Origin of the sequence: Vibrio sp. 1CM2L, assembly GCF_023161695.1 — a bacterium.
Lineage (GTDB): Bacteria > Pseudomonadota > Gammaproteobacteria > Enterobacterales > Vibrionaceae > Vibrio > Vibrio coralliirubri.
The window spans coordinates 43403-62303 of record NZ_JALNTT010000009.1 but is presented as its reverse complement, the minus strand read 5'-3'; the positions used below and the strand labels follow the sequence as shown (position 1 = coordinate 62303).

19 protein-coding genes are annotated in these 18901 nt (G+C 46.6%); all 19 read right to left on the bottom strand.

Translation table 11 applies throughout. The features are described 5' to 3' along the window. Positions 1 to 38: 38 nt before the first annotated feature. The 19 genes from MSG34_RS21770 to hisS all read right to left on the bottom strand — a co-directional run bounded on the left by MSG34_RS21770 (position 39) and on the right by hisS (position 18858). The gene (locus MSG34_RS21770) at positions 39 to 719 is read right to left on the bottom strand and encodes an urease accessory UreF family protein (protein ID WP_050052930.1); all 681 of its coding nucleotides are present in this window, start codon (positions 717 to 719) and stop codon (positions 39 to 41) included. A gap of 42 nt (positions 720 to 761) precedes the next feature. Beyond that, positions 762 to 1358, bottom strand: a complete 597-nt coding sequence (locus tag MSG34_RS21765; protein WP_248339365.1) for a HupE/UreJ family protein — start codon at positions 1356 to 1358, stop codon at positions 762 to 764. Between the two features lie 73 nt (positions 1359 to 1431). Then, complete coding sequence (gene ureE, locus MSG34_RS21760) at positions 1432 to 1884, bottom strand: urease accessory protein UreE (RefSeq protein WP_052879465.1); 453 nt, start codon at positions 1882 to 1884, stop codon at positions 1432 to 1434. Positions 1885 to 1961: 77 nt separating this feature from the next. Next, positions 1962 to 3665 carry an urease subunit alpha gene (gene ureC, locus MSG34_RS21755; protein WP_048614369.1) on the bottom strand — a complete coding sequence of 568 codons (1704 nt, stop codon included), beginning with the start codon at positions 3663 to 3665 and terminating at the stop codon, positions 1962 to 1964. Between the two features lie 39 nt (positions 3666 to 3704). Beyond that, the gene (locus tag MSG34_RS21750) at positions 3705 to 4040 is read right to left on the bottom strand and encodes an urease subunit beta (RefSeq protein WP_004735120.1); all 336 of its coding nucleotides are present in this window, start codon (positions 4038 to 4040) and stop codon (positions 3705 to 3707) included. 11 nt (positions 4041 to 4051) lie between these two features. After that, a complete protein-coding gene (gene ureA, locus MSG34_RS21745) occupies positions 4052 to 4354 on the bottom strand; it encodes an urease subunit gamma (protein WP_004735119.1) in 303 nt (100 codons plus the stop codon). 133 nt (positions 4355 to 4487) lie between these two features. Beyond that, positions 4488 to 5435: an urease accessory protein UreD gene (locus MSG34_RS21740; RefSeq protein WP_248339364.1), complete on the bottom strand. Its 948-nt coding sequence runs from the start codon at positions 5433 to 5435 to the stop codon at positions 4488 to 4490. Continuing rightward, complete coding sequence (gene urtE / locus MSG34_RS21735) at positions 5432 to 6127, bottom strand: urea ABC transporter ATP-binding subunit UrtE (RefSeq protein WP_248339362.1); 696 nt, start codon at positions 6125 to 6127, stop codon at positions 5432 to 5434. The genes MSG34_RS21740 and urtE overlap by 4 nt, the downstream gene beginning before the upstream one ends. Position 6128: 1 nt before the next feature. Continuing rightward, the gene (gene urtD / locus MSG34_RS21730) at positions 6129 to 6971 is read right to left on the bottom strand and encodes an urea ABC transporter ATP-binding protein UrtD (protein ID WP_017062506.1); all 843 of its coding nucleotides are present in this window, start codon (positions 6969 to 6971) and stop codon (positions 6129 to 6131) included. Next, positions 6968 to 8140, bottom strand: a complete 1173-nt coding sequence (urtC, locus tag MSG34_RS21725; RefSeq protein WP_248339361.1) for an urea ABC transporter permease subunit UrtC — start codon at positions 8138 to 8140, stop codon at positions 6968 to 6970. The genes urtD and urtC overlap by 4 nt, the downstream gene beginning before the upstream one ends. Before the next feature lie 10 nt (positions 8141 to 8150). Further along, positions 8151 to 9779 carry an urea ABC transporter permease subunit UrtB gene (urtB, locus tag MSG34_RS21720; protein ID WP_248339360.1) on the bottom strand — a complete coding sequence of 543 codons (1629 nt, stop codon included), beginning with the start codon at positions 9777 to 9779 and terminating at the stop codon, positions 8151 to 8153. 135 nt (positions 9780 to 9914) lie between these two features. Beyond that, a complete protein-coding gene (gene urtA / locus MSG34_RS21715) occupies positions 9915 to 11201 on the bottom strand; it encodes an urea ABC transporter substrate-binding protein (RefSeq protein ID WP_048615208.1) in 1287 nt (428 codons plus the stop codon). 294 nt (positions 11202 to 11495) lie between these two features. Continuing rightward, positions 11496 to 11723 carry a zinc ribbon domain-containing protein gene (locus MSG34_RS21710; protein ID WP_086970921.1) on the bottom strand — a complete coding sequence of 76 codons (228 nt, stop codon included), beginning with the start codon at positions 11721 to 11723 and terminating at the stop codon, positions 11496 to 11498. 42 nt (positions 11724 to 11765) lie between these two features. Continuing rightward, entirely contained in the window at positions 11766 to 12761 is a 996-nt protein-coding gene (locus MSG34_RS21705) for a sensor domain-containing diguanylate cyclase (protein ID WP_248339359.1), read from the bottom strand. A 289-nt stretch (positions 12762 to 13050) separates the two neighbouring features. Then, on the bottom strand, positions 13051 to 13953 hold the full coding sequence (locus MSG34_RS21700) for an alanyl-tRNA editing protein (protein ID WP_248339358.1): 903 nt from the start codon (positions 13951 to 13953) through the stop codon (positions 13051 to 13053). A gap of 131 nt (positions 13954 to 14084) precedes the next feature. Further along, positions 14085 to 15566 (bottom strand): ribosome biogenesis GTPase Der, encoded by a 1482-nt coding sequence (der, locus tag MSG34_RS21695; protein ID WP_017062511.1) that lies wholly within the window; start codon positions 15564 to 15566, stop codon positions 14085 to 14087. 158 nt (positions 15567 to 15724) lie between these two features. Next, positions 15725 to 16885 carry an outer membrane protein assembly factor BamB gene (gene bamB, locus MSG34_RS21690; protein ID WP_048608131.1) on the bottom strand — a complete coding sequence of 387 codons (1161 nt, stop codon included), beginning with the start codon at positions 16883 to 16885 and terminating at the stop codon, positions 15725 to 15727. 10 nt (positions 16886 to 16895) lie between these two features. Further along, complete coding sequence (locus MSG34_RS21685; protein WP_048615205.1) at positions 16896 to 17510, bottom strand: YfgM family protein; 615 nt, start codon at positions 17508 to 17510, stop codon at positions 16896 to 16898. 79 nt (positions 17511 to 17589) lie between these two features. Next, a complete protein-coding gene (hisS, locus tag MSG34_RS21680) occupies positions 17590 to 18858 on the bottom strand; it encodes a histidine--tRNA ligase (protein ID WP_017062514.1) in 1269 nt (422 codons plus the stop codon). Positions 18859 to 18901: the final 43 nt, after the last annotated feature.

Here is an 18901-nt window from a genome sequence, read left to right as displayed (position 1 = left end):
TCCTTATATTCTTTTTACTACACCGTTCGAGCTGACCGCTACGAACGAAATAGTCTCGTGTATTGTGTTTCGTGCAGTGAACTTGCTAATGCCATTGATGGCGAAAAGCTGCCTACCATCCAATCTTCTATCACGCGGGCCTTTTCGATTACCTCAGGAAAGGTGTTGGTGATATTAATCAATGCCAACTGCCCGTCGGTTTGCCCTAAAGGCACCAGTTTCACGCCTGCGGTAACGATATTTTCAAGCCAACTCCATAAGTAACCTTGCTTGAGGCTTTCTAAATCAATGCCCCAATGCTGGGCTGCCATACACATACCCAACAATTGGTTTGGGTGACTATCAACAGAGTCCACCAGTGAAATATCGATATCTAAGCGCTTCAACAAAGTATTCAATGCCTGCCCACGCTGCTTCTCTTCCGCCCGCAATTCACTGGTTTCACGGCTTGAGTACAGGTAGTTACACCAGTGCTCAATCTCATCGAGTTCACCCTTTTCTAGAGCGTGGTAAAGACGCTCTAAGATGGGCAATTCCAAAGTCGCGACACTGGAACTGACGATGGTATTAAGCCACTGTTCCATGCTGTTGCGATCGGTCACCCACCCCGCTTCAACCGCTAACTCTAAACCTTGCGAGTAAGTGAACCCACCAATTGGCAATGATGGACTGATCAATTGAAACAGACGATAGATGGCGACATTTTCTGTTGTGGTCATAATCGTGCCCTCAATTTTCTAGAATCGAAAAAGTTCGAGAGCTTATGCGCCTAGCAGTAATAGTGCGCTTGCTGAAGCCACGCCAACCGACATCCATTTTGAGTAAACCGCGCGGCCAACAAAAGCACCTATAACCATCAGAGCCAAAGCTGTGATGCTCATACCCGCTGCAAACTGAGTTAGGTTACCTGCAGCTTCAACGCCATGCGCATAACCATGGAAAAACAACATGCCAATCGAAGCTGCTAATACACTGTTCACTCGCTTAGTCGATGGTGAGAACACGTGCCATAAACATAAGCTGACAACGAATAGAGAAGCGATGATTGCAGGTTCAACAATCACAGAGAAACCTAAGGCTTGGCCTGCGATGAGTCCTACCACCAAAGACGCCAACCCACCGCCAATCAGAGCGGCTTTTGTCTTGGTGGAAAATGAAAGTGCGCCAATTAACAGACCAAAAGCGATCAACATGATCAGATGATCCATACCTGTCACCGGGTGAGTTAAGCCAGACATAAATGAGTGAGACTCATGAACCGAATGCGAACCGTGCCCCGGGTGAGCCAATGCCATCGTTGATGTTGTTAGAGAAGCTATTGTGAAAGTGCATAAGCCTGCTGCTGTTTTAAAGTTCATCGCGTCTTCCTTGCGTTTATAGTTATTAATATCGTGGTTGTATCTATAAATGGGTGAGTCTCAAATGACTCGATTAATGATGGTGATGATGCCCACCTGAGCGACCGCCATAAGCGCCGCCTTCTGGCTCAAACGGTTGTTTCTCGGTAGTCACCTTCGCGCCTAAACCTTCAACCATTTCATCCAAAACATGGTCGTGTTGGTAACGAACCCAACCCGCTTCCACTTGCAACGGAACATGACGGTTGCCAAGGTGATACGCCACTCGCGTTAGCAAATGTGGGTCTTCACAGTAAACAGTCGAAACGGTTTCAGGTGCCGCTTTCACTTCTACGACTAAACCGCATTCACTTGAGAGTTGTTCGCCGCCACGCAAGATATGACCTCGTGGTAGAAACAGCCCGGCATTACGCCCGTCATCTAGCATCACCTTAAGACGACTTTTAATGCGGCTATCGATCGGCAGGCTTAAGTAGCCGTCCGGTGTATTTTGTATTTGAGTATTCAGTTGAGTCAGTTCAATCATGCTATTACCTCAATCTCCTTGTGAGATTTATAACGTTCAAAATAGGATCACTAAAATAAGATTCTTTAGTCAAAGGCTTAGAATAGAAAGTACCGCTGAGCCATTGGCAGCTCTTCAGCTGGTTCACATGTCAGTAACTCACCATCGGCGCGCACTTGGTACGTCTGAGAGTCGACCTCAATCTTCGGCATCCAATCATTGAGCTTCATGTCGGCTTTGCTGATATTTCGGCAGTTGCTCACAACACCAATCAAGCTCTGCAGACCCAATTGCTTGTCGATGTTCTGCGCCTTGGCTTCCTTGGAAACAAATAACATTGATGTGTTCTGACACGCCTTGCCGTAGCTACCAAACATAGAGCGGTAGTGAACTGGCTGAGGTGTTGGGATTGAAGCGTTTGGGTCACCCATCGGTGCCATGGCGATCATGCCGCCTTTCAAAATCACGCTGGGCTTCACACCAAAAAAAGCGGGCTTCCACAACACGAGATCAGCTAACTTCCCTGCTTCAATAGAACCGATTTCATGAGACATACCATGAGTGATCGCAGGGTTGATGGTGTACTTAGCGACATAACGTCTTAAACGGAAGTTATCGCTGTAGTCTGAATCTTCTTTTAGGCTGCCACGCTGCACTTTCATCTTGTGCGCGGTTTGCCACGTGCGTGTCACTACTTCACCCACTCGTCCCATTGCTTGAGAATCCGAGGCGATCATCGAGAACGCACCTAAATCATGAAGAATGTCTTCTGCGGCAATGGTTTCACGGCGAATACGCGATTCAGCAAACGCGACATCTTCGGCAATCGACGGTGAAAGGTGATGACACACCATCAACATGTCTAAATGTTCATCGACCGTATTGACCGTGTAAGGTCGTGTTGGGTTAGTCGATGAAGGCAGAACGTTAGGTTCACCTGCCGCACGGATAATGTCGGGAGCATGACCACCGCCCGCACCTTCGGTGTGGTAGGTATGAATCACGCGGTCGCCAATTGCGCCAAGTGTTGATTCAACAAAACCAGACTCATTCAAGGTATCGGTATGAATCGCAACTTGTACGTCCATCTCGTCAGCAACACTTAAACAAGTATCGATTGAAGCAGGTGTTGTTCCCCAGTCTTCGTGCAACTTCAAACCCACAGCACCCGCTGCCACTTGCTCACGCAGTGCTTCAGGTTGGCTCGCATTGCCCTTACCTAACAAACCAAAGTTCATTGGGAACTGATCGAGCGATTCCAACATACGATGCATGTTCCACGGGCCCGGTGTACATGTGGTTGCGTTGGTACCGGTGTTTGGCCCCGTGCCACCGCCGATCATGGTTGTCACACCTGACGCCAGTGCTTCTTCAATCTGTTGTGGGCAAATAAAATGAATGTGTGAATCAATACCACCAGCAGTCAAGATTGAACCTTCGCCTGCTAAAATCTCTGTGCCCGGGCCAATCACAATATCAACGCCCGGTTGAACATCAGGGTTGCCCGCTTTGCCCAATGCCTGAACGCGACCATCTTTGATGGCGACGTCGGCTTTTACGATGCCCCAGTAATCCAACACAATCGCGTTGGTGATCACCAAATCTGGCGTTTCGGCACTTGGACGTTGGCTTTGCCCTTGTCCATCACGGATCACTTTGCCGCCGCCAAATTTCACTTCGTCGCCGTATACGGTGTAATCTTTTTCAACTTCTAGCCATAAATCAGTGTCAGCAAGACGCACTCGGTCACCGACTGTTGGCCCAAACATTTCGGCATAAGCCTGTCTGGATATCGTCGCCATGTTCAATCCTTTGTTATTTTCATTATTCCGTGGGAGCGCTTAGAGCTTGCCCATCACCTTTCCTTGGAAGCCATAGATCTCTAACTTACCGGCGTAACGCACTAACTCGACGCTACGCGACTGACCCGGCTCAAAGCGGGTTGCGGTGCCGGCAGGGATATTGAGTCGAAAACCTTTAGTGGCTTCTCGGTCAAAGATCAGTGATGGGTTTGCTTCATAGAAGTGGTAATGAGAGCCAATTTGAACAGGACGATCGCCAATGTTTTGTACCTTAACGGACGTTGTGTCGCGGCCTTCATTGAGAGTGATGTCACCGGGTGCGGTTTCTACTTTTCCGGGAACGAATCCTGAGTATTGTTTTGTGGAACCAGCCATATTACTTCTCCCTACACGATAGGTTCATGAACGGTCACCAGCTTGGTGCCATCAGGAAAAGTGGCTTCGACTTGTACATCAGGGATCATGGAAGGGATCCCCTCCATAACGTCATCGACAGTAAGAAGTGTGCGTCCAAAATCCATTAATTCTGATACGGTTTTACCCTCACGGGCACCTTCAAGAATGGCACTGCTGATCAGTGCAATAGATTCTGGGTAGTTGAGCTTTAAGCCTTTTTGTTTGCGCTGCTGTGCCAGCATTCCTGCGCAGAAGATAAGTAGCTTATCTTTTTCTCTTGGTGTTAATTCCATTTAGCCGCCCGCTGTTAGTGTTGTTTTCTTATTGCTCAAAAACGCATGAGCAGTAAGTGGGATTCAATCACAGCAAGCTTGAAAAAATGTACCTAGGGTCGGAAGTCACCCTAGGTACAAAAAGGGCTAATCGCTAAGTCGCCCAAATCCTTGGTAAATCAGGAGTCGTACCACATAAATGAGAGCGAGTTGCTTGCCATATCTGACCAAAGGCCTGGAGGATGTCTTCACTCCAATTACCCAAGGCTCGCACCACAATCAATCCTTCTATCTGAGTCGCACCCAATATTAATGTGGGTTCACTCGACGTTTTTGATGTAACTGATTGCTGTGAAGCTTGCTGTGTAATAGATAAGAGCAAGCTCTGTACCAACTCTAAATCTTGCTTCTCATTTGAAGTAATATAAAAGGTTCCCATCATTGAATAATCAAGTAACCCCATATTTATCATCAACTTATCTCCACCATGAAAATTGAAACCTTCAGTCAGAAGCCTTTGATTATCAAGATAGATTTCTGTTTTCCCAACGAGGTGACCATGCTCGAATCCCTCATTCTGTGCAGGGCGTCCAAAACAGTGCATCTCCCAACCCCAAAATTGTGCACCTTTTTCTAGGCGAATTTCAGTGTCTAAACGAACGTGTGCATTCGGGAAAAAGATGTTCTCTTGCGGCATCCATTCCAAGCGAGCATCTTTCTTCACTCGTAAGGTCTGCTTCTGCTTGACGTACTTGTTGTTTGAGCGATAAAACTTGGTCGCACCGGGTGTAGTGATCAACGCATGCGCACCGCTTTCGATGGTCGCGTCAATATTGAGAGTGTCACCACCTACCACTCCGCCGGGGGGATGAAGTAAGTAGGTGTGACACGTTTCCCCATCAGGATACAAAGGACGTTGCACCGCAAGCGGACCAGACTGCTGACGATTCTTTAATACGGTTTTATCACCGCGGTCGACAAAAGTGAGGTTTAAGCTCGCTTGCCAACCGTCTCGAATATCTTGTTCGATGATCTCATTCAGAGACAACACTCCCGCTAAAGAAGTGTTTATTGCTTCACTCGAAGAATATAGAGAGCTCATACGGTTAGGTACTCCTTAATCAAAGACTCATTGAGCCCTTTCATTTCACCTTCTGCTACCTGACGACCACGGTCGAGAATGCAAAATCGGTCACCGACCTTTCTCGCAAATGGCAGCTTCTGCTCAACAAGCAGGACTGTGAGCCCCATCTTCTCGTTAAGCATACGAATGATGTCACCAATCTCTCGCACGATATTGGGCTGAATACCTTCTGTCGGTTCATCCAAGATCAACAGTTTTGGATTAACCACCAGCGCACGCCCAATCGCGAGTTGCTGCTGCTGACCACCAGATAAATCACCACCGCGACGATGCAGCATCTCTTTTAATACTGGGAATATATCGAAGATGAACTCTGGGATCTTACGGTCGCCCTTTTCTCGAATCGGTAAGCCTACTTCTAGGTTTTCTTGAACCGTGAGCATCGGAAAGATCTGACGACCTTGCGGTACATAACCGATTCCCTGGCGAGCGCGATCTTCAGCATCGGTTTTAAGAAGCGACTCACCCGACAATGAGATGTCACCGCTTTCGACCTTAACCAACCCCATGATGCATTGCAGTAGAGTCGTTTTACCGACGCCATTTCGCCCCATTAGCACCGTGCATTTACCTTCTGGGATCTGCATATCCAAATCCCACAGCGTGTGGCTCTCACCGTAATATTGATTAACTGATTTAACCTCTAGCATCCTATTCTCCGAGATAAACTTGTTTAACTTCAGGGTGAGCCTGCACTTGATCCATGGTGCCTTCAGCCAACACATGACCTTGATGAAGCACGGTGACATGGCTGGCGATAGAACGAACGAAATCCATATCGTGTTCAACCACGACCACCGAATGCTTGCCTGCCAGCGAATTGAGCAATTCAGAGGTGCGATCCATCTCTTGGTGAGTCATACCTGCCACGGGTTCATCCACCAGCAACAGCTTAGGGTTTTGCATCAATAGCATGCCGATCTCTAACCACTGCTTTTGCCCATGAGACAAGTTACCTGCCAAGTTAGCCGCTTCGTCTTTTAAATGAATCAGCTCAAGTACCGAGGTCAGTTTGTCTTTCTGTTCACCAGACATCACAGCGGTGAACGTCGCCCACACTGAGCGGTCACCGGCCATGGCTAATTCAAGGTTCTGCCACACAGTTAAACACTCAATCACGGTCGGTTTTTGGAATTTACGCCCAACGCCTGCATTGGCGATTTCGGCTTCGTTCATCTTCAATAAGTTGATGTTCGAACCCAACCACACCTCGCCGGTGTCTGGCTTAGTTTTACCTGTGATGATGTCCATCATGGTGGTTTTACCTGCGCCATTAGGACCGATGATACAGCGTAGCTCTCCCTCTTTGATGTAGAGGTTCAGATCGTTTATCGCTTGGAAACCATCGAAGCTTTTGTTGACGCCTTCGACATACAACAGCACGTTATGTCGAGTATCGATGGCAGGATGAATATCGGGTTTGAGGTAATCAAAGACTTCGTCTCGACGAGTGAACGCCTGAACCGATTCCTTTACGCTATTAAATGTGGTCATGCGATCACCTCCTTGGCCTTGTACTGATCATCCTTATCTTTATCTTGGTTTTTCCCATTTGATGCCTTGCGCAGCTGCTGCCACTTTTCACTGACAAAGCCAATCACACCTTGTGGGAAGTACATGGTCGAGAGTACGAATAGTCCACCCAGAGCAAACAGCCACACCTCTGGGAACTCAACCGTAAACCAGCTCTTGGCGTAATTGATGATCAATGCACCGACAATGGCGCCAAACAAAGTGGCACGTCCGCCTAAGGCAACCCAAACCACAATCTCAATCGAGTTAAGAGGAGCAAATTCTCCCGGGTTAATGATGCCAACTTGAGGAACATATAAAGCCCCGGCAATACCCGCGATAACCGCAGAAAGAACGAACACCCACAGCTTGATGCCATCGACGTCGTAACCCATAAAGCGAGTGCGTGATTCCGTATCACGAATCGCTAATGCCACACGACCTAATCGACTGGTCACCACCATGCGACAAGCTATGTAGCTGAGAATCAGCGCAATACCAGTCGCGACAAACAGACCTATCTTGACCGCATCACTCTGCAAGCTCAGACCAATGATGTCTTTGAAATCCGTCAGTCCGTTGTTGCCACCAAAGCCCATTTCGTTGCGGAAAAATGCCAGCATCAATGCGTAAGTTAACGCCTGAGTCATGATAGACAGATACACCCCGGACACACGAGATCGGAAAGCTAAATAACCAAACAAGTAAGCCAATGCGCCCGGCACCAACACCACCATCAGACAAGCAAACCAGAACTGATCAAAGCCCTGCCAGAACCACGGCAACGCCGACCAATCAAGGAACACCATAAAGTCAGGTAGGATTGGATCACCATAAACCCCACGGTCACCAATCTGGCGCATCAAGTACATGCCCATCGCATAACCACCAAGCGCAAAGAAAGCACCGTGGCCGAGACTCAATATACCGAGATAGCCCCACACCAGATCGAGCGCCAACGCCAACATTGCGTAGCTCAGGTATTTGCCCATCAGTGAGATAGTGAAAGTCTCGACATGGAGCGGGTGCCCACTTGGTAACATGGTGTTAGCCAGTGGGATAAGAATGACGGCCGCAAGAATGGCAAGGATGGTCAGTTGGCCACCTTTATCACCACGCATCGCCGAAAGTACAAATGATTTTGACTGCATGATGTTGTCCTTAACCTTCAGCCGCACGACCACGTTGCGGGAAGAGTCCGCGTGGGCGTTTTTGAATAAATAGAATGATGAAAACCAGTACCAGAATCTTGGCGAGAACCGCACCAGCCCATGGTTCTAAAATCTTATTGAACAGACCAAGGCTTAAGCCTGCCACTAGCGTGCCCCATAGGTTGCCAACACCGCCGAATACCACCACCATGAATGAGTCGATGATGTACGCCTGCCCCATATTTGGACCGACGTTAGTCAATTGAGACAGTGCCACACCTGCGACACCCGCCACGCCAGAGCCTAATCCAAAGGTCATCGCATCAACTCGTTCAGAACGAATACCCATCGCACGAGCCATGCCACGGTTTTGAGAAACCGCACGAACCTGCAAGCCTAATGGTGTCTTTTTCAGAACCATCAATAAGCCCATAAACACCAAACCACAGAACAAGATGATATAAAGTCGGTTGTAGGTCAGAGACAACATTGGGTTCAGTTGAAGTGCGCCAGACATCCATTCAGGTGTGCTCACTGAGCGGTTCAAAGGAGAGAAAATAGAGCGAACAGCTTGCTGCAAGATCAAGCTAATACCAAAGGTCGCGAGTAAGGTTTCCAATGGGCGTCCATAAAGATGACGAATCACACTTCGCTCAATCGCAATGCCCACTAAGCCAGACACAATGAATGCCGCTGGAATGGAAAGTATCAGCGCTAGGCCAATATGATTCGGCATCAACAACTGCAATACGTAGGTGGTGTAAGCGCCAATCATGATCAGCTCGCCATGAGCCATGTTGATAACGCCCATCACACCAAAGGTAATCGCTAAGCCAATGCCCGCCAGCACCAATACCGAACCTAAGCTCAAGCCGAAAAATACCGTTTCTACACCCGAATAGAGTGCTTGGCTTTGTTGGTAGCTATCCATCGCACGTTCTGCTGCAGCGGTAATGCTTGGATCTTGCTCAGTGTTTAACAGTTGATTCAGTGTTTTCAGAACGACCGAGTGTTTGAAGTCACCAACTCGCTCAATCGACGTTACTCGATCTTCAATGGTTGCGCTTTTATCAAGGGAGCTATAAATAGCCAATGAGAGGTCCATCAGCTCTGCCACTTTGCCCTCTGATTCGTTGGCTCTGAGTTCAGCTATGCGTTCAATGATGTCAGCGTCTTTAGTCCCTAGTAGATCCAAAACAGCTTTATAACGCACATCCGGATTACTGCTGTTGAGTCCGATAGAAGCAATTTCCCCGCGCAAGATCCCGCGAAGTTTGTTATTCACACGAACCTTTTTAAACTGTCTCGCATTCTCGATATTCAGCGTTGAATCATCCCATACTGACTGAGCTGACGTCGCTGTTTTGATGCTTTGAATGAGGTAGAGCTGTTTATACTGCTCGCTCTGTTTATCACCAAAATAGTAAAGGTTTCCATTTAACCAACCATCCAGAATAGGTTTCGACACATCTTCCGTTTGCGTCTCAATCACCCAATCAATAGCTAATTCTTTATCCGATGTTTTCTTACCAACTAGCGCCTTGGTAAAGCTAGCTTCATCCGTTATTCCCGCAAAAGCCAACTGAGCACTGACTGCCATGAGCAACAGCGCCTTAAATACGTTTAATGCGTTTTTCATCCCTGCTTCCTTAGTCCATCGAGCTAGATATTGTTATTTTTGCTTGATGGATACTTGGATAATTATTGTTACCTGAGAAGTAGTGAGCCTTACCTTAGCTATATTGACTAAAGACAAGGCTCAACATTCATGACTCTAGTTACCGCCAGAACACTTCTTCGTTTCGACGTTAAACGCACCACATGAGAATGGCTTCGACCAGCTAGAGAACAGTTTTGCCGATTCAGGTAAGTAGCTCGACCAAGCATCACCCGCAACGAGACCTGTGGTTTCCCAAACAATATCGAATTGACCATCGTCTTGGATTTCACCGATCAGGACTGGTTTAGTAATGTGGTGGTTTGGCAGCATGGTTGAGTAGCCACCAGAAAGGTTAGGAACAGACACACCAATCAAGGCATCTTGCACAGATTCAGGATCGGTTGTGCCTGCATTAGTGACCGCTTGAGCCCACATGTTGAAGCCAACATAGTGCGCTTCCATTGGGTCATTGGTGACGCGCTTTTCACTCTTGATGAACGACTGCCACGTTTCAACGAACTCTTCATTGGCTTCGGTATCAACACTCATGAAGTAGTTCCATGCCGCTAGGTGACCTACCAGTGGTTCCGTGTCCATACCTGACAGTTCTTCTTCACCAACAGAGAATGCAATAACTGGGATGTCTTCAGATGAAATGCCTTGAGCGCCAAGTTCTTTATAGAAAGGTACGTTCGCATCGCCGTTCACAGTAGAAACCACAGCGGTTTTCTTGCCTGCTTCGCCGAACCTTTTGATGTCTGAAACGATAGATTGCCAATCAGAGTGACCAAATGGCGTGTAGTTGATCATGATGTCTTCTTCTGCGACACCTTTATCTTTTAAGTAGGCTTCTAAGATCTTATTGGTAGTACGTGGGTAAACGTAATCGGTACCTGCAAGTACCCAACGCTCAACTTCAAGCTCTTCCATCAAGTAATCCACTGCAGGGATCGCTTGTTGGTTTGGCGCGGCACCGGTGTAGAAAACGTTTTTAGAGGACTCTTCACCTTCATACTGTACTGGGTAGAAAAGGATGCTGTTGAGTTCTTCAAAAACAGGCAGCATCGATTTACGTGATACCGATGTCCAACCACCGAACACCACATCCACTTTCTCTTTTTCGATAAGCTCACGCGCTTTCTCAGCAAATAGCGGCCAGTTTGACGCAGGGTCAACCACAACAGGCTCTAGCTTCTTACCAAGCAAACCGCCCTTTTTGTTCTGCTCTTCGATAAGCATTAGCACGGTATCTTTTAGCGTGGTCTCACTGATCGCCATGGTGCCAGAGAGTGAGTGTAGAACACCGACCTTGATGGTCTCATCAGCAGCAAACACTGTTGCAGAAGAAAATGAAAGTGTTGTACACAGTGCCGCTAGCGATAAATTGAACACCTTGTTCATGATATTACTCCATAATTGTATTTTTGTTATTCAATTACAGAGTTACAAGAAGAGTGCCAAACTTATAAACCAGCGAAATTATTTATAAGTGATTGTATTAATAGAATTTAAAAGAAACTCACACCAATAGAGTGCATAGCAATCATGTAACTATGTTTCATACTGGTGCAGTGACGATGGGAATGAACCAAGATGACACATTCCTGTTCTTCAGGTACAAAAAAGACCCAACACTTTAGTATTGAGTCTCTGGTATAACATCACCGATGGTCGTTCAAACCATGCAGTTTAAGGCTATTCCGCTGGTTGAAATTCGAATTTTACTCTCGACTTTGATTTCAATTCGTTGCAATCGCCATTACAAAAGTAGCTCGCCGCACCACAGGCTTGAAGCTTCTCAAGTTGGCAGCTGCACTCTGGGCAAAACCCAACTTTAGTAAAGTGAGCCTGACAACTTTCACAGTGATACTTGCCATCCCAAGCTAGCTCAGACTGGCACTTAGGGCAGATATTTTCACTCATTAGCATTTCCTAATTTACGACTATTTTTACAATCTACTACTGCTAAGACTTGGCTTGCTTGATTTGATACATGTTCTTATCAGCTTGTGCGATCAACTGGTCTAATCCTTGAGGATCTTTGTCACAAGACAGCCCGACACTCACCGAGAACTGCACATCATTGATATAAAGCGCTTGTTGCAGTGCTTTCTCTAAGCTGTGGTAGAAGCTAACAACGCTTTCTTGATCATCAAAACATGAGAACACCACAAACTCATCACCACCATAACGACCTATCTTGGCACATGCTGTGGTTGCCTCATCAAGAACCTCGGCAACCGCCAACAGCACATCGTCGCCGAAACTGTGGCCATAGGTATCATTTATTGATTTGAACTTATCGACATCCACAAACAGACACGCCATCACCTTTTCTGAAAAACATCGCTTAGCCAACACTTTTTCAGCTTCATTGAACAGTGCACGACGATTCAAACAATGAGTCAGAGAATCCCGATTAGCGAAAAAGTTAAGCTGATTCTCCAGCTCAAACTTTTCTAGTGCTACCGAGTACAAGGAGGCCAGCAGTTCTAAGATCTCGAGCTCAAATTCATGTGGTTCAGAGATGTACTGACTATAAATAGCGAAGGTACCCAACACGTTACCGCGCGACGAGATTATGGGTACCGACCAACAGGCATGCAGATTCGCTTGATTGGTGAGGGCCAGAAAAGGTGCCCAGTTTGGGTGTGTATTTATGTTGGAGACCATCACTGCTTTTTTTAGCGCAGCTGCCTCGCCACAAGAGCCTATCCCCGCACCAATTCCTACCCCTTCTATCTGTTGATTGTAAAAATCAGGCAGGTTTGGGGCATATTCAAGGTGTAACGTTTTAGACTCTGAGTTGAGCAGTAAAATTGAAGCCATGCGCTGCCCAAAAAGCTGCTCGGTAAGCTGAATAATCTTGTGATTTAAATCTTTGCGATCCATCCCAAGCGCAAGCTTGCGCAGCAAACTATTGACGGCTCGATGGCCTTCTAATAAAAATTGTTGTTCCATTCACTAAGGCTTTCAATTGTGTAATCGGGTACAGCTTGTTCTTATGCAAGCTTGTTATTGGTCAATAATAACACACTAAATTAGTACGACACACAATCGAAGATCATAGGTTGATCTTTCGCTTTATCTATTTTGATCAGCGATCTACCCCAAAAAGAATATTTATATCACCACACACCGAAAGCATAAGTTACATGTGCTGCATTTCAATTTTAAATAGTCATTTATATTAAAAGTGACATTCAAAAACAAAATAAACAGCATAAGCTATTTCGATCTGTAGTCTAAATCATCGAATTACATGCGTCAGCATTTCAATATGCTGGTCATCTAACTGGGTTAACTTAACGGACAATGCCTTAAGCTCTGAGGTGTTCTCAATGTGAGTACCACCACACGGAATAGACACTAAAGTGTCGGCATTCAACTGCCATTCCCAATAGCGAGAGTCTGTTAATGCCTCGCCTTCCAGTCGCATCGCAACTGGCGTCGGCTCTGCAAGCCAGCCCGAAATCATCTGGTTGATGTCGGCTTCGATGTCATCAAGATTTGCTAGCATGTCTGCAACGTTCAAACCGCGCTTCTTGAGGGTTTTGCCTAAACGATACTTATCGGTACACAGCTCTGGAGTCACAAAGCTTGTCACTTGTGCGTAGCTATTGAAGTCGTAACTGCCAAGCGGATCTTTTCTGTCCGCATCTTTACGCCAGTAGCTCTCAGCCAATACTTTATTCAAAGCTAGGAAAGCGATGTGGCCAGCACTGTGACCACGGCTCAAACTGGCTTGGTACTCTTTATCAACCGACAACACGACTTCGTCGTTAACGTTAATCATAGAAGCAGATGCAGGTAGCTGGTGGACAACCACAAACGCCCACCCTTCCGTATCACGCTTAACAGGGATATCTGCTGCGATATGAAGCTTGCCAGTAGATTGTTCTATAGCACCAACAAGGCAGTCTTCAACTGGATATTGCACGTCACCAACACTCACAAAGCCTTGGTCTGCAGGGTGATCTGGCCAAATGTGACTCACTGGGTGGAAAGGTGTCACGTCGGTGATCAGGTAAGTTTTGCTGTCGTCGCTTTCAACGTACAGCGCTTTAGCATTGATCTGCCAAGCCTGATGACAAAATTGAGTGATGGTTGGTGTGATTGCTGACGCAGGTGTAATCAAATCGCTAGTAGTCATATCGTTCTTCTTTTGGAATCTAGTCTGATTCGTTAAGCCAGGATGATAAAAACGTATTGTTATGGCTTAACGTGAATTTTGCTTAAAAAAATACCCGAGACAGGCTCGGGTATCAAATCTATTGGAAAGGTTTACTTACGACCTTTAACCATGCTCATCATACGTTTACGTTTACGTTCTTGAGAAATTGTCAGCTTGTTAGTCTTAGCTTCAAATGGGTTCTCGCTGTTCTGGAATTGAATGCGAATAGGTGTACCCATAATTTCTAGTGAACGACGGTAGTAGTTCATCAAGAATCGTTTGTATGAATCTGGCAAGTTACGAACTTGGTTACCGTGGATAACGATAATCGGTGGGTTGTAGCCACCAGCGTGCGCGTATTTCAGTTTCACACGACGACCACGAACCATAGGCGGTTGGTGATCATCAGTTGCCATCTTCATGATACGAGTTAGAACAGAAGTACCAACACGAGTCGTCGCTGACTTGTAAGCTTCTTGTACAGACTCAAACAAGTGACCAACACCTGTACCGTGAAGTGCAGAGATAAAGTGAATACGTGCGAAGTCAACGAAACCTAAGCGACGGTCTAGCTCTTTCTTAACGCGTTCTTTAACGTCGTTATCCAGGCCATCCCACTTGTTTACGGCAATAACAATTGAACGACCAGCGTTCAACGCAAAGCCTAGCAAGCTTAAGTCTTGATCAGAGATGTTTTCGCGAGCATCGATAAGCAGCAATACAACGTTAGCATCTTCAATCGCTTTCAGTGTTTTAACCACTGAGAACTTCTCTACCGTTTCGTTGATGTTTTTACGACGACGAACACCCGCAGTATCGATGAGAACGTATTCACGCTCATCACGCTGCATTGGGATGTAGATAGAGTCACGAGTCGTACCTGGCATATCGTAAACAACCACACGCTCTTCACCAAGAATACGGTTAGTTAGCGTTGATTTACCTACGTTAGGACGGCCAATGATCGCTAGTTTGATCGGTTGATCTTGAAGACGCTTGAATTCTGCTTCAGCTTCTTCTTCTGTAAATTCAACCTGCTCTTCTTCTTCGTCTTCAAACTCAGTTAAATCGCTTACTTCGCCATTCTCAGCTTTTAGCGCTTCTGCGAATGGGTTAAGAGCAAGGTCAATAAGTGCAGTAACACCACGACCATGCGCCGCAGCGATTTGGTACATGTCTTCTACACCTAGTTGCCAGAAGTCAGCACTTGCAGCATCAGGGTCGATACCATCAACCTTGTTTACTACTAGCATTGAAGGCTTTTCTAGTTGACGTAGGTGCTTAGCAATCGCCACGTCTGAAGGTGTTAGACCCGCACGGCCATCTACCATAAATAGAACGACATCAGCTTCATCAATCGCCGCTAGCGACTGCTCAGCCATTTTAGTTTCAACACCTTCTTCAGTACCGTCGATACCGCCAGTGTCAATAACAATAAAGTCATGCTCGCTAAAATGAGCATGACCGTATTTACGGTCACGCGTTAAGCCAGGGAAATCCGCAACCAATGCATCACGAGTTCGAGTCAATCGGTTAAATAACGTAGATTTACCTACGTTCGGACGCCCTACTAGAGCAACAACAGGTACCATAACAACCTCTACAATTTCTTCTCTAAATGTAGTTATAGGTAAGCACTTGTTCGCAAGTTTAAACTCTTACCTATAACCACACGGTTTATTAATTTTTAACAACAAAACGGCTCCTGGCTGTTACCAACCAGGAGCCGACTGTGAATTATATCACGCTTTTATTGGCTAATCGTTAGTTTCTTTACATCGCCATTGCGAGTCGTCACTAAGTAGCCTTCAGGCAGTTCAATTGGTGCAACCGCAAAGCCGCTATCATCGACAAGCTGTTGAGCAACAAACTCACCCGATGAACGATCTAACCAGTGCAGATAACCTTCAGTGTCACCCACGACTACATAACCATTAATAATAGCAGGTGCTGTCAGTAAGCGGTTTTCTAACAATGGAGTGCTCCAAAGTTCAGTACCACTGCGCGCATCAACCGCAACCACATGGTCTTTGTCGGTAACAACGAACAAACGGCTACCATCACTTGCTAAATCAATCGCTGATGAGTAGTTACGTTTCCAAACTGGCTTACCAGAACGAAGGTCGATAGCAATCAGCTGACCATTGATACCTACGGTATACAGGGTGCCACCAAGAACAATTGGAGATGCATCAACATCAACCAAACGATCAATTTCCGTTGCGCCTTTTGGCGTGCCTACTGGCTGTTGCCAAATAAGCTGACCACGATCAACGATAGCCGCAGCTAGACGACCATTTGCTGTACCCCAGAATACACCACCAGAAACTGCAACAGGCGAGCTGTCGCCACGGAGTGTTAGGCTTGGTACTTCAGTACTGATGGTCCATTTTTGTTCGCCGCTTGCTTGATCTAACGCGATCAACATACCGCGACTGGTATGAACAATGACCATGTTGCTATCAGTTGCTGGGGATGCAAGCACCTCGCCATTCACTGATACACGCCACAGCTCTTCACCGGTCGATTCTTCCAGTGCGATCACTTCGCCATTTTCAGAACCAACAAATACTTTACCGTAAGCCGCGGTTAAGCCGCCTGATAAACGAGCCAGTACGTCTTTCTCAAGATCGACTTTCCACAGCGCTTTACCTGTATCAGGATCAAGCGCTTTAACCATACCTTCACGGCTTGCAACAAACACTTTGTCGTAAGCCAATTCTGGCGTTAGTTTTGAAAAGTAGTGACCAACACCATCACCAACCGACGTAGACCACTCCTGACTGGGAGTGAACTCGCTGTTTACCGTTGGTACTGGAGCCATGATTACGGTGTCTTCTTCACCCGCACAGCCAGCTAGTAGGCCAAGAGCAATCGCACACAACGCCGCTTTTGGAAACATCTTCTTCATTCAAAGCGCCTTATTTAGCTAGGTCGTCAAGTTTGATTTGAAGCGTTTGGCTAGCGTCAACAGCTTGCTGTGCTTCTGTGTAAGCACTGTATGCTGCGTCAGTGTCACCTTTACGAAGTGAGATATCACCACGCAGTTCAGCAACACGGCCTTTCCAAGATTCATCTGTCATAGCAGCAAGATCAGTCAGTGCTGCGTCAAATTCACCTTGCTCAGCTTTAATACGTGCAACACGGTAAGTAAGTAGTGGCGCAAGTGCCGCGTCCTTAGTTGCCGATTTTGCCCACTCTAGCTGTTCAAGTGCTGCTGATAGCTCACCCGCTTGTACTTGTACTTTTGCTAATTGCATAGCAGCAAGTACTGAGTATTCAGCGTCTTTATTTGCGTCGATAAAAGCTTGAATATCAGATTGAGCATCAACGCCCTTAGTATCAAGAGCTGAAATTACAGAGGTGTAGCCTTCTGAAGCAGCTTCACGCGCTTCAACTACTGAATCTTGGTAATAGCGCCAGCCAAATAGACCACCTAAACCAATAACCGCACCAAAGATTACGGCTTTACCGTTCTCTTTCCACCAATCTTTAATGGCTTCAACTTGTTGCTCTTCGCTATCGTAAAGTTCCACTTCCTGTCCTCTTTAATTCTTTAAACGCCAGCATAGTGCTGACGTTAGTATTCATTATGAGCGTTTGCTCAATGGCTAATTAGATTAGCGCAGCAACTTTCTCTGCAACTTCCGTTTGAGACACGGTTTCTTGCTCGCCGCCAACCAGATCTTTTAGCACAACTGTATTGTCAGCAACTTCGTTCTCACCAAGTACCAGCGCCACAACAGCACCTACTTTGTCAGCACGTTTGAATTGCTTCTTGAAGTTACCACCACCGAAGTGGTTCATTACACGCACGCCTTCAACGGTGTCGCGTAATTGATTCGCTAACTGCATGCCCGCGATCATAGTACCTTCGCCAGCAGCAACTACGTATACATCAACGCTACGACGAACTTCTGTTAGCTCTAGCGTTTCCATCATCAGAACCAGACGCTCTAGACCCATTGCGAAGCCAACTGCATTGGTTGCTTTGCCGCCTAGTTGCTCAACAAGACCATCGTAACGACCGCCGCCACATACTGTACCTTGAGCACCAAGGCTGTCTGTGATCCACTCAAATACGGTGCGGTTGTAGTAATCTAGGCCACGTACTAGACGCTCATTAACTTGGTATTCGATACCAACAGCGTCAAGAAGTTCACACAAACCAGCAAAATGTTGCTTCGATTCTTCACCTAGATATTCAGATAGTCGAGGTGCGTCACCTAAGATAGCTTGAACATCAGGGTTCTTAGTATCAAGTACACGTAGAGGGTTAGTGTGCATGCGACGTTTGCAGTCTTCGTCAAGCACATCAATGTGTTGCTCAAGGAAAGCCACTAACGCAGTGCGGTAGCTTACGCGATCTTCTTGAGAACCGATTGAGTTCAGCTCTAGACGAACGTGCTTATCGATGCCTAGCTCACGCCACAAACGTGCTGTCATCATGATAAGTTCTGCGTCAACGTCTGGACCGTCTAGGCCAAACACTTCAACACCACATTGGTGGAATTGACGGTAACGACCTTTTTGAGGACGCTCGTGACGGAACATAGGACCCATGTACCATAGGCGCTGTTCATCACGGTTGATAAGGCTATTTTGAATACATGAACGAACACAACCTGCTGTGCCTTCTGGACGCAGCGTTAGGCTATCGCCATTGCGGTCGTCAAAGGTGTACATCTCTTTAGAAACAACGTCTGTCTCTTCACCAACTGCACGGCTAAATAGGTTTGTTTCTTCAACGATAGGCATACGTACTTCGTTGTAACCGTATGCACTCACCACGTTTTTAACTGCGCTTTCTACTTTCTGCCACAGTGGTGATTGAGTTGGAAGGCAGTCGTTCATGCCTCGAATTGCTTGGATATTTTTAGCCACAGTATTTATTCCGTAATTTCTCACGACCAGGTGTTAGTGCGAA

What these genes read in the sequence shown, in the direction of transcription:
- MSG34_RS21765 (WP_248339365.1), bottom strand. Translation starts at nt 1,358, where the DNA reads ATGAACTTTAAAACAGCAGCAGGCTTATGCACTTTCACAATAGCTTCT.
- urtD (WP_017062506.1), bottom strand. Translation starts at nt 6,971, where the DNA reads ATGACCACATTTAATAGCGTAAAGGAATCGGTTCAGGCGTTCACTCGT.
- ureA (WP_004735119.1), bottom strand. Translation starts at nt 4,354, where the DNA reads ATGGAATTAACACCAAGAGAAAAAGATAAGCTACTTATCTTCTGCGCA.
- MSG34_RS21700 (WP_248339358.1), bottom strand. Translation starts at nt 13,953, where the DNA reads ATGACTACTAGCGATTTGATTACACCTGCGTCAGCAATCACACCAACC.
- urtB (WP_248339360.1), bottom strand. Translation starts at nt 9,779, where the DNA reads ATGAAAAACGCATTAAACGTATTTAAGGCGCTGTTGCTCATGGCAGTC.
- ureE (WP_052879465.1), bottom strand. Translation starts at nt 1,884, where the DNA reads ATGATTGAACTGACTCAACTGAATACTCAAATACAAAATACACCGGAC.
- der (WP_017062511.1), bottom strand. Translation starts at nt 15,566, where the DNA reads ATGGTACCTGTTGTTGCTCTAGTAGGGCGTCCGAACGTAGGTAAATCT.
- bamB (WP_048608131.1), bottom strand. Translation starts at nt 16,885, where the DNA reads ATGAAGAAGATGTTTCCAAAAGCGGCGTTGTGTGCGATTGCTCTTGGC.
- MSG34_RS21740 (WP_248339364.1), bottom strand. Translation starts at nt 5,435, where the DNA reads ATGAGCTCTCTATATTCTTCGAGTGAAGCAATAAACACTTCTTTAGCG.
- MSG34_RS21710 (WP_086970921.1), bottom strand. Translation starts at nt 11,723, where the DNA reads ATGAGTGAAAATATCTGCCCTAAGTGCCAGTCTGAGCTAGCTTGGGAT.
- MSG34_RS21705 (WP_248339359.1), bottom strand. Translation starts at nt 12,761, where the DNA reads ATGGAACAACAATTTTTATTAGAAGGCCATCGAGCCGTCAATAGTTTG.
- urtA (WP_048615208.1), bottom strand. Translation starts at nt 11,201, where the DNA reads ATGAACAAGGTGTTCAATTTATCGCTAGCGGCACTGTGTACAACACTT.
- ureC (WP_048614369.1), bottom strand. Translation starts at nt 3,665, where the DNA reads ATGGCGACGATATCCAGACAGGCTTATGCCGAAATGTTTGGGCCAACA.
- MSG34_RS21750 (WP_004735120.1), bottom strand. Translation starts at nt 4,040, where the DNA reads ATGGCTGGTTCCACAAAACAATACTCAGGATTCGTTCCCGGAAAAGTA.
- urtE (WP_248339362.1), bottom strand. Translation starts at nt 6,127, where the DNA reads ATGCTAGAGGTTAAATCAGTTAATCAATATTACGGTGAGAGCCACACG.
- MSG34_RS21770 (WP_050052930.1), bottom strand. Translation starts at nt 719, where the DNA reads ATGACCACAACAGAAAATGTCGCCATCTATCGTCTGTTTCAATTGATC.
- urtC (WP_248339361.1), bottom strand. Translation starts at nt 8,140, where the DNA reads ATGCAGTCAAAATCATTTGTACTTTCGGCGATGCGTGGTGATAAAGGT.